This is a genomic window from Pseudomonas sp. 22515, assembly GCF_052044625.1.
Lineage (GTDB): Bacteria > Pseudomonadota > Gammaproteobacteria > Pseudomonadales > Pseudomonadaceae > Aquipseudomonas > Aquipseudomonas alloputida.
The window spans coordinates 1-325 of sequence record NZ_JBQENN010000091.1 but is presented as its reverse complement, the minus strand read 5'-3'; the positions used below and the strand labels follow the sequence as shown (position 1 = coordinate 325).

Here is a 325-nt window from a genome sequence, read left to right as displayed (position 1 = left end):
GCACTTCGCCGTCAACTTGTGGCGGGTTGAGGTTGAGGCTGAACACGCCGGTCGGGCCGACCACGGCAGTGCCCAGTTCGGTTCCGTCGGCAGCCACGATGCGCACGGTGCTGCCCGGTTCGGCACGGCCGGTGATAACGCTGCCGTCCGCGCTCACCGCCAGTTCGGTCGGTGCGGCAGGGGCGGTGATGTCGGGCGCGGTGATCTGTGCGGGCAGCGAGGAAACGCCGCCGTCATCGATGGCAACCACGTCCAGCAGTTCGCCGTTGGCTTGTGCGGGATTCAGTTCGATGCTGAAGCTGCCATCGGCGTTGGCAATGGCACT

Annotated in this window: 1 protein-coding gene; it reads right to left on the bottom strand. The window is 66.8% G+C overall.

What is annotated here, in order from left to right:
* On the bottom strand, positions 1-325 hold a 325-nt coding region (locus ACTJJN_RS27075), incomplete at both ends, for an Ig-like domain-containing protein (RefSeq protein WP_440781809.1).